The 7,781-nt window shown below is 61.2% G+C and carries 9 protein-coding genes; 3 read left to right on the top strand and 6 right to left on the bottom strand.

Features of this window, described 5'->3' with window-relative positions; translation table 11 throughout:
- Positions 1 to 1,169, top strand: a 1,169-nt coding sequence (locus ACYVDE_RS10230) for a M3 family oligoendopeptidase (protein WP_460501414.1), incomplete at its 5' end; no start/stop codon positions are given.
- 141 nt (positions 1,170 to 1,310) lie between these two features.
- On the opposite strand, the gene ACYVDE_RS10225 is transcribed toward ACYVDE_RS10230, so the two are convergent.
- The 6 genes from ACYVDE_RS10225 to ACYVDE_RS10200 form a co-directional block, all read right to left on the bottom strand.
- Positions 1,311 to 1,937 (bottom strand): hypothetical protein, encoded by a 627-nt coding sequence (locus ACYVDE_RS10225; protein WP_460501412.1) that lies wholly within the window; start codon positions 1,935 to 1,937, stop codon positions 1,311 to 1,313.
- 36 nt (positions 1,938 to 1,973) lie between these two features.
- On the bottom strand, positions 1,974 to 2,471 hold the full coding sequence (paaD, locus tag ACYVDE_RS10220) for a PaaD family protein (protein ID WP_460501411.1): 498 nt from the start codon (positions 2,469 to 2,471) through the stop codon (positions 1,974 to 1,976).
- A gap of 110 nt (positions 2,472 to 2,581) precedes the next feature.
- Entirely contained in the window at positions 2,582 to 3,331 is a 750-nt protein-coding gene (gene paaC / locus ACYVDE_RS10215; RefSeq protein WP_460501410.1) for a 1,2-phenylacetyl-CoA epoxidase subunit PaaC, read from the bottom strand.
- A gap of 3 nt (positions 3,332 to 3,334) precedes the next feature.
- Positions 3,335 to 3,997, bottom strand: a complete 663-nt coding sequence (locus tag ACYVDE_RS10210) for a phenylacetic acid degradation b (RefSeq protein WP_460501409.1) — start codon at positions 3,995 to 3,997, stop codon at positions 3,335 to 3,337.
- Between the two features lie 112 nt (positions 3,998 to 4,109).
- A complete protein-coding gene (paaA, locus tag ACYVDE_RS10205) occupies positions 4,110 to 5,108 on the bottom strand; it encodes a 1,2-phenylacetyl-CoA epoxidase subunit PaaA (protein ID WP_460501407.1) in 999 nt (332 codons plus the stop codon).
- 83 nt (positions 5,109 to 5,191) lie between these two features.
- Positions 5,192 to 5,782 carry a TetR family transcriptional regulator gene (locus ACYVDE_RS10200; RefSeq protein WP_460501406.1) on the bottom strand — a complete coding sequence of 197 codons (591 nt, stop codon included), beginning with the start codon at positions 5,780 to 5,782 and terminating at the stop codon, positions 5,192 to 5,194.
- 195 nt (positions 5,783 to 5,977) lie between these two features.
- On the opposite strand from ACYVDE_RS10200, the gene ACYVDE_RS10195 reads away from it, so the two are divergent.
- Both ACYVDE_RS10195 and ACYVDE_RS10190 read left to right on the top strand, forming a co-directional pair.
- Positions 5,978 to 7,153, top strand: coding sequence for a T9SS type A sorting domain-containing protein (locus ACYVDE_RS10195; protein WP_460501404.1), 1,176 nt, complete (start codon positions 5,978 to 5,980; stop codon positions 7,151 to 7,153).
- 177 nt (positions 7,154 to 7,330) lie between these two features.
- Positions 7,331 to 7,781 (top strand): thiamine-phosphate kinase (locus tag ACYVDE_RS10190; protein ID WP_460501403.1); only part of this gene is annotated, 451 nt, incomplete at its 3' end.

The raw sequence follows: 7,781 nt of genomic DNA, 5'->3' as shown, positions 1-7,781 counted from the left end.
GCGAGGCCGCCTGGCGCGCCATTCAGGCCCGCCGCCTCCAGGATGCCGAGGCGCTCGATGCGCTGTTCACCGAGCTGGTGGGCCTGCGCACGCAGGTGGCCCTGAACGCGGGCTTCGCCAATTTCCGCGACTACATGTTTGCCGCGCTGGGCCGCTTCGACTACACGCCGCAGGACTGCTTCAACTTTCACGCTGCCATCCGCGAAACGGTGGTGCCGCTGATTGACGGCTTCGACCTGGAGCGCCGGCAGGACCTGAACCTGCCCGCCCTGCGCCCCTGGGACCTCGACGTGGACCCTAGCGGCCAACCGCCGCTGCGCCCCTTCGGCACCGGCGACGAGCTGCTCGAAAAAACCATCACCGTCTTCCAGAACCTCGACCCCTACCTCGGCGACTGCCTGCGCACCATGCGCCAGATGGGCCACCTCGACCTCGAAAGCCGCAAGGGCAAAGCCCCCGGTGGCTACAACTACCCGCTCGACGAAACCGGCGTGCCCTTCATTTTCATGAACGCCACCAGCTCGCTGCGCGACGTAGTGACCATGCTGCACGAGGGCGGCCACGCCGTGCACAGCTTCCTCACCCGCGGCCTGCCGCTGGGGGCCGACAAGCATCCGCCGTCCGAAGTGGCCGAGCTGGCCAGCATGAGCATGGAGCTGATGAGCATGGACCAGTGGAACGTATTTTTCCCGAACCCCGACGACCTGCGCCGGGCCAAGAAAACCCATCTCGAAAGTGTGCTCGAAACCTTCCCGTGGGTGGCTACCATCGACAAGTTTCAGCACTGGGTGTACGAAAACCCACTACACACGAATGAGCAGCGCCACCAGCGCTGGGTGCAGATTTTCGACGAGTTCAACCAGCGCACCGTAGATTGGACCGGCCTCGAAGCCTTCAAGCCCTACCTGTGGCAGAAGCAGCTGCACCTCTACGAAGTGCCGTTCTACTACATCGAGTACGCCATGGCGCAGCTCGGGGCCATTGCCGTGTGGCGCAACTTCCGCCAGAACCCCGCCCAGGGCCTGGCCGCTTATAAGCGCGCCCTCTCGCTGGGCTACACCGCGCCCATCGGCCAGATTTACGCCGCCGCCGGCATCCGCTTCGATTTCAGCACCGACTACCTGCGTACCCTCGCCGACTTCGTACGCGCCGAGATGGAAGCGCTGTAGGCTGAGAGTATAGCTAAATAGAAACGCCGGTCATCCTGAGCGCAGCGAAGGACCTTGTTACGTTGAAACGGTTTGTTCTGACGCAATAGGGTTCTTCGCTCCGCTCGGGATGACCGGCGTTTCTGTTTAGCTCTTGCGCGATTACTGTTTCACCACAATGGTGAACAGCGGCAGGGGCTTGAGGCTGGCATACTTGCCACCGAGCGACTGCAACTCGGCTTGGTGTAACTCTAAGTAGTTGTTGTAGCGCTTGGCCGCATCGTCGTACTGCACCCGGAAGCCCACCACGCCGGCGTCGAGCTGTTGAATGCCTTCAACAAAATTGCGGGCGTTTTCAGTGGGGGCGCCGCCGTTGGGGGCGGCCATGGGGTAAAGGGCATTCAGCAGCGAGTCCTGAGCCGTGTCGTACTGGTCAATCAGAGCCGAGTTATTCATCGTAGCCTGGTCGTAGCGCAGGGTTTTGAGACGGGCGTTGGCGCGCTCGAAGTCCTTAATCTGGTCTTCGGTGCGACCGGGTTGGCCGCGTAGCTCGCGCAATAGCAGGCGCGTGATGGCCAGCTTCTGGTCGTCACTTTCCATCATGTTGCGCCATTTCACATCTACCGAATCGCGCAGAATGTCGAGTTGGGCTTTAGCGGCTGCGGCCGAAGCCGGGTTCACGGCTACGGTTTTAGCGCCGTCGCGCTTGCACGAGGCGGCCATGCCCAGCAGCAAAATCAAGCCTAGACTGGCTTTTTTCAGCGAAGAGGAGAAGGGAGAAGCGAACATAAAAATCGAAAAATGGGGCTGCGGTAGCGGGCAAAGCTACACCGGCTTGAACTGCTCGAACAACTGGCGGCAGTCGTGACAATAATGCACGGCCCGGCACAGCGTAGCCCCAAACGGCGTCCGTAGCTCCGTATTGTGCCCGTGGCAGTTGGGGCACTCGGCGTATTCCAGAAAATCGAGGTCGAACACCACGTTGCCCAGCACCGGCGGCGGCGACAGCTTGTGCTGCCGCAGCGCCGCCCGCCCGGCGTCCGAAATCATGTCCGACGACCACGCCTCGCGCAGGCTGATATCGACGTGCACGTCGGCCAGGCCGTGCGCGCGCAGCGTCCGCTCCACATCGCGCTTCATGTAGTCCATGGCCGGGCAGCCGGCAAACGTAGGCGTGAGGTGCACCGACACGGCCCCGCTGACTTCGTCAATCTCCACGCCGCGCACCACGCCCAAATCCACCAGCGAAATTGTGGGGATTTCGGGGTCCTTCACGGCTTGCAGCCAATCGAGGATTTGGGCTTGGGTTGGGAAATCAGACATGCAACTGAAAGTAGGGGCGGAGCTTGCCCCCGCCCTTCGTTAAGCGAAATTGGTTGAACAACGTGCCCGCTCAGGCGGGGGCGAGCCCCGCCCCTACAGCAACTACAATCCTACCAATCCGCCGTGGGGTCGAGGCGGAATACTTCGGCCATCTCATCCAGCAGCGGCTGCAGGTGCTCGGTATGCTGGCCGTGGCGGCCACCCAAAACCGGCGCAACAACTGTTAAATCCGGCAGCGTCAGCGCGGTCTGTCCCAGTACTTTCGTGATGCTTTCGAGCCAGCGGCTCTGCAATGCATCTTCGCCAATAAACAGGCCGGAACTGATGATTTCCGCTTCCGCATCAGTCTTCTCAAAGATGCCCAGCGCGTAGGGCAGCGTGAAATTCAATGCGGCCTGCATACGCTCAATGGCTTCGTCGGTGGCGGTACCGAGGCGCTTCATCCAAGTGTTGGCATGTAGCGCGTGATATTTCAACTCGCCGCGCAGCTTGCGGGCTACCTGGGCCAGCGGCTCGTAGCTGCTCTCGGCCAAAGCCTGAAAGCGCAGCAGCTCGGCGTGGTCGAACAGGAAGTGGCGCGTGAGGCTGAAATCGTACTCGCCAATGGGTAGCTCCACCAGCTGGCAGCAGTGGAATTGCGGCGCGTTGCGGGTGAAGGCTACCGTGTCGGGCTCAGCTTCGCCTAGCTCGTGCAACAGGCCGTAGAGCTGCAGCGAGTGGCCCAGCTTGTCCTGCGCCATGCTCGAAAAGGCAATGTCCTCTTCCAGAATCGGCCCCAGGCCGTTCCATTCCGAGTTGCGGTGGCCGAGGATGAGCTGGTCGTCGGCGAGGCGGTATAGCAGGTCGAGTTTCGGGTCCATGAGTTAGGCTTGCGGGTTTTCGGCCTTGAATTTTTCGATGCGGTCCTGCACCTTGTAGGCGATGGCGTCGCGGTATTTTTTGTCGGTAGTGGTGGCCCAGATGTCACGGTCGTCGTCGTCCGAGTGCAGCACATCGGCCGAGCGCACGGCCCACACGTTCACTACCGGCCGCTGCTCACCGAATACCGCCTTAGCCACCTGCAACGCCTCGGCGGGCGAGGCGGCGCGCACCTTGCCCACGTGCTGGTGGGCCTTGCCGCGCTTCTTCAGGTGGAAGATGTCGTAGTCTTCCTCGCCGGCCGCGTACGCTGCTTCCTGCTCCACCGATTCATCGACCGGCGCGGGCGCGGCGATGCGGAGCAGCAGCGGCAGCGTGTCGTAGGCCGACTCGGTGTCGCCTACGTATTCCGTCACGGTAATGGCCGCGGTGGGCACCACCCAAAGCCCTGAGCACGTGAAACGCCGGCTGTACTGCTCCTTAGCGAATAAAAACGCCAAGTCCGGCTCCGGCGCGTGCACCGGGCCCACGTACACAAACGGCGCGCCCTCTTTTTTCTGATGAAAAGCTTCGTAAGTCTCAAACTGGTCGAGGGCCGGTTTGGCCGCAGCCGGGGCGGTTTCGGGCAAGCCTAGGCGGTTCATGCGCGGGTCGAGGGAATGTATCATCGCGAATAATAAAAGCACGTCATGCTGAACTTGTCGAAGCATCTCTACCGTGCAACTAATCAATTTCAGTATTGCGGGATAGATGCTTCGACAAGCTCAGCATGACCGTCAATTAAGCAAGTGGGCGAACGTACTGGCGCTCAGTTTTGCCGGCGCTGAGGGCGCGGCGCACCCAGGCGCCGTTTTCTTCGGCGGCGCGGCGCACGGCCAGGCGCTCGGCGTTGCAGGGGCCGTCGCCGTTAATCACGCGCTTGAAGTCTTCCCAGTCGGGCTCAGTGAACTCCCACTGGCCGGTTTCCTCGTTTTTGCGCAGGTTGGGGTCGGGTAGGGTAAGGCCAATTTCCCAGATTTTCGGCACGTACATGTCGAGGAACTGGTTACGGCACTCGTCGTTGCTGGCCATTTTTACTTTCCAGCGCATCAGAATTTCGGTGTGCACGCTCATTTTGTCCGAAGGGCCGAAGAAGGTCATGATGGCCGGCCACCAACGGTTCAGGGCTTCCTGCATCATTTTGCGCTGCACGGGTGTGCCAGTGGCCATGTGCACCACGGCGTCGTGCCCGTACTTCAGGTGGAAGGCCTCCTCGGCGCAAATCCGGTCGAGAGCGCGGCAGTAGGGGCCGTAGCTTCCTTTGGCGTTGGCGAGCTGGTTCACGATGGCGCCCGCGTCAATCAGCCACGAAATCACGTTCGAGTCGGCCCAGGTGGGCGTGGGGTAGTTGAAAACGTTAGAGTATTTGCTCTTGCCGTTGATGAGGTCGACCAGCATCTGCTCGCGGGTTTTGCCCAGCGTTTCGGCAGCCGAATACAGCAGCTGCGCGTGGCCCACTTCATCCTGCACCTTGGCCATCTGGGCCATTTTGCGGCGGAAGCCGGGTGCCCGGGTAATCCAGGTGCCCTCGGGCAGCGAGCCGATGATTTCGGAGTGCGCGTGCTGCTCAATCATGCGGGTGAGCTGCTTGCGGTAGAGGGCCGGCATCCAGTCGCCAGGCTCAATTTTCTCGCCCCGGGCAATGCGGGCCTCAAACTCGGCCAGCAAAATGGGGTCTTCGTTTTCCAGGCCGGTGGTGGCGGTGCTGGGCAGGTCGTGGGTGCTGGCGGAACCGTACATTGTTAATGAGGATTAAGAATGAGGAATGGACAAGTAAAACACTGGAATGAGAAAGGGAGAAGCAGAATTGCTTCGTTCCTGTTTTAATGACTTCTCATTCCGTTGAGCAGCTGCTCAGCGAGGCGATGTGCAATTTCATCGGGACTGAGCTTGCCCTCCGAACGATACCAGCTGGGCAGCCAGTTCAGGCTGGCCAGCAGGGTGAGGGCAGCAAAGGCGGCATCGGGCGCGTGTAGCTCGCCGGTGGCAAGGCCTTGGGCGATAAGCGAGCGAAAGCCCGCTTCGTACCGGTCGCGCAGGGCCAGAAACTCGGTGCGGGCCGGCTCGCTCAGGTGGCGCCATTCGTGCAGAAACACGGCCGAGGCTGCGCTGTCCTGCGTCAGCACCCGCACGTGAGCCTCAATGGCCAGCCGCAACTGCGTGGCTACGGGCAGGGCCGCGTCGGCCGTGGCATCATCAAAGCCCGCAAAAAATGCCTCGGCAAGGCCAAAGCACACGCGGTGCAGAATTTCTTCTTTTGACTTGATGTGCGAGTACAGGCTACCCGCCTCCAGGCCCAGGGCAGTAGCCAGCTCGCGCATGCTGGTGGCCGCGTAGCCGCGCGCCCGAAACAGGGCCGTGGCCGTATGGTCGATTTGCGCCTTGCGCGAGCGGGTGGGAGCAGTAGGAGTCATGGAGCGCAGCAAAGATATGCTTGCTAACGCTCGTTAGCAATAGAAAGTTGCGGGCTTAAATAGAAAGTTGCGGGCTTAAGTGCAATTTACGCGTGCTATTGAAACGTTTGCACCGCAGGCAGATGGAAGAGTGCAACGGAACCCGCGCGGCCGCGTATCTTTGCTCTGCATCGACTTTTCCTAGCTAAAAAAATCATGAAAAAGCATTACATGTTGCTCTCGGCCGCTCTGTTGGTTGCCGGCGCTGCTCATGCCCAGGGCACTGAGTTGTTTTTCTCCGAGTATGACGAAGGAGCGCACCAATCGGGCGTGGTGTATGGCGGTGCCACTGCGCCTTCGACCGGCAGCGAGCGGGCCATCGAAATCTTTAACCCGACCACCAGCACGGTGAACCTGGCCCCGTATTCGGTGCGTCGCTATTCCAACGGCTCGGCTACTCCGACGGAAGAAGAGAAGCTGTTCCGCAGCAACGCCACCCAGCAGGCCGTAGGCAGCAATACCTTGACCCGCGGCACTGCTTTCGTGCTGGCCAGCGGCGAAGCCACGCTGCCGGCTATCCGCAACGCCGCCAACCAATTCAGCCTGGGCCACGCTCCGCTGACGCCCGGCCCGTCGTACCCCACCCTCATCAGCGGCGGAGGCACTATTTATTTCAACGGCAACGACGCCATGGCACTGGTGCGCTATCCCAGCGGCACTGCTGGTACCGGCAACGGCGTTATCATCGACGTGATTGGGGTAATTGGCCAACTGCCACCCGACCGCTCGGGCGCTGTGAGCAGCAGTGTAGGCAACTGGCGCGGCAGCAACCCGAACGACCCGATTTATCCGGGTACCAACTTCATTCCGGATGTGGTGTCGGAAAATCAGTCGCTGATGCGTCGGGCTAGCGTGTCGAAGGGCGTACGTACCACTACGCCCACGGTGTACGGTCCGGCCCCTGCCGGAGCGTATGTGAGCGGCTACAACATTGCCGACGAGTGGGTGACGTACAGCTACGCTTCGGCTCCCGGCAGCGGGGTAACCGACGCCGCCGCTCAGTCCTACAGCCGCCTCGGCGAGCACACCGACTACACGGGCCCATATGGTGCCTACCAGACGACGCTGGGCACCTATGCCAAGCTCGACGCCAACGTCAGCGTGTATCCGAACCCGGCTCACGACTTGGCTACTGTCGAAATCAAAGACGCCAAAGTAGGCCGCGTTACGCTGCTCAACAACCTGGGCCAGACCATCAGCGCCGAAGCCAAGGGCACGGGCCAGGAGAAGCTCACGCTCAATATTTCGGCCCTGAAGCCCGGCCTGTACTTCGTGCAGATTCTGAGCGCCGACGGCCAGACGAAAATTTACAAAGAGCTGGTGGTGCAGTAAGCATCCCACGCAATCAAGCCAAAAAGGAGGGAAGCAATTCCCTCCTTTTTTTGTGGGCGTACTTTTGCGGCCCAACAGGTAGCTGTCGGCTGTTGGGTGGCCGTGATAACGCTGGCCAACTTAGTGAAATAGGCCGACAGGGACAACTTAGTAATCGAAAACCGACAATAAAGACACATGGCTGATAAACTCACTCCGCTCAGCGCCATCGGCGAATTTGCGCTCATCAAGCGCCTGCAGGATACCATCACGACGCGCCAGCCCGGTACGGTGCTCGGCATTGGTGACGACGCGGCCATCATCCGTCCCACGGCCGGTACCGATACCGTGATGACCACCGACCTGCTGGTGGAAGGCCTGCATTTCGACTTGTCGTTTTGCCCGCTGCGGCACTTGGGCTACAAAGCCGTGGCCGTGAACGTATCGGACGTGGCGGCCATGAATGCCCTGCCCACGCAGCTGGTAGTGGCGCTGTCGGCCGGCCCGCGCTTCACCGTGGAAGCCATTGAGGAGCTGTACGCGGGTATGCGCCTGGCCTGCGAGGCCTACAACGTGGACCTGGTGGGCGGCGACACCACGGCCAGCCGCGGCGGCCTCACGCTGGGCATTACGGTGCTGGGCGAGGTGG

Source organism: Hymenobacter agri, assembly GCF_054778495.1.
Note: the sequence above shows the minus strand (reverse complement) of the source record. Positions and strands in the feature narration are given on the sequence as shown.